Below are 1,834 nucleotides of genomic sequence, written 5' to 3' on the forward strand. Positions count from 1 at the left end.
GTTCAAGTCCCGCTCCGAGTACAAAGACCCTCTTTATCTTTTTGATTTAGAGGGTTTTTTGTTTTTATAAGCTTTTCTTTCTCCGGTATTTCAGATCAAGCCGAATAAATGCAGTACCGCTTGAAACAATTCAAAAAATTAATCAGGCAATCGATAGATACTTATAATAATAAAAGACCACATCCGGGGTCTTCATTTAAAAATACCTAGGTTTATACTTAATACATAGCAAAAATCCTGTGAAGCTAGCTTCACAGGATTCAATGAAATCTTTAAAACCTATTAAATTTTACGACGATTCATAACCTTCTATAGTTCATGAAATTGATTTATGCTAGATTTTTTTATATAAAAATAATTAGCGATATATGTTAGTGGTCCAAAAATAGGAATTACGATTATTAAAATAAGCCAAAGAAAAAAATTTAATTTTTTCTCTTTTCTCATTAATAGCGTAAAAGCAAGTAGAAACAATCCTAAAATAGCGACTATAAAAAGTACAATTTGATATGGCCAAATCATTAAAAATCTCATATTCATTTTATTTTTTATTTACAACACCAAGTTTGAACCCAAACTGTACCATTAGTCCATGCAACAGCTTCTGGTTCTCCAATTTTAGTACAGCCTTCAGTGGCACCTGATGCGATATCGTCTTCCATTGATGAGGCTAAATCAGCTTTTGCTGATGTTTCATTAACTCCCACACCAACGCTAAATCCTTGTTCTGTGAAAAAATTGCAACCTTCAGATTTCATTGTTGAATTACTATTTTTAGAAGAAACCCTTTGATCCTGGTTGTAAGTGATTTCATTTAAATAAGCGATCAACGCAAATACTTCTTTCTGTTTTAAAATTTCAGCACTTGCTTTTTTTAAAAGACCTTTATAGTCTGGGGTTGTTAAATAAGATTTTTTATTTAGAATGCCTATTTTAAACTCATCATCTTGTTCTAAAGTAATGAAATTTTTCTCAATTTTGACCGAGAATACAGAAAAGTCTATATGCTTCCCCCTAAAATTAAATGTTTTCTGAGTTTTGGCAGATAATTTATTATTTGAAGTCGTAACTGACGTAACACCCAATCGTAAGAATAACGGTGATAAATCAGAATCAGATTTTCTATTAGTTAAAACTTTACTTATTTCCGTCAACCCAGTTTCAGTTTCATTTTGGTTGCTTTTAGTTGTAATATCGTCAGAACTACAGGATACTATTAGGGTGATTAAAATAATTAAAAAATATTTTTTTTCCATTGTATATTTTATGAATTTTTGTAAATCTAACATTATATAAATAAGGAGCAAAAGGACTAAGAAAAATGGGGAAAAATACCCTAAGGTGAAATGTTTTACTTTTTAATGAATCAATTGATTAAAATTTTTTTAAATTGACTTTAGGGGCGTATTGTATTAGGTTTTGAATCTTCAGATGCCGCTAGTTCAAATAATCGGGTTACTTGTTTTGTATTTAGCGAGTGATGCGTTTAGGGCTCTTACTTTGTGGTTACTGGGTAGTTGTAAGTACCTTATCTTATATACAGTGAATGATTTTTGTAACCCATCCATTAAAAGTTTATATTTCTGAGCCCTTTAAGGTTTGAAATTTCACCGTTTGCAATGTTTTTTACGTAGTGCAGATAAAAGTAAAAGATTGGTACCTCTAAGAGGCAAATAGATAGATGCCTGGCTTAAAATTGTAAAGAAGCGTTGTGGTGTTTACCCTTCGCATTTACCTCCATTTTGGATTGGCACATTTATCCGTTCTTTGTTTCTTTGATTTTTCGCTCAGTATATATAATATTATGCTCGGATGGTGGAATTGGTAGACACGT

At 31.1% G+C, this 1,834-nt stretch carries 1 protein-coding gene; it reads right to left on the reverse strand.

The window, feature by feature from the left end:
- Positions 1 to 548: 548 nt before the first annotated feature.
- The gene (locus tag AACY61_RS13160; RefSeq protein WP_339612039.1) at positions 549 to 1,256 is read right to left on the reverse strand and encodes a hypothetical protein; all 708 of its coding nucleotides are present in this window, start codon (positions 1,254 to 1,256) and stop codon (positions 549 to 551) included.
- Positions 1,257 to 1,834 lie beyond the last annotated feature (578 nt).

Source organism: uncultured Planktosalinus sp. (genome assembly GCF_963973675.1).
In the GTDB taxonomy this organism is placed as follows: Bacteria; Bacteroidota; Bacteroidia; order Flavobacteriales; family Flavobacteriaceae; genus Planktosalinus.

Bases quoted from the DNA above. Each gene is read 5' to 3' on its own strand.
- AACY61_RS13160 (WP_339612039.1), bottom strand. From the start codon at position 1,256: ATGGAAAAAAAATATTTTTTAATTATTTTAATCACCCTAATAGTATCC.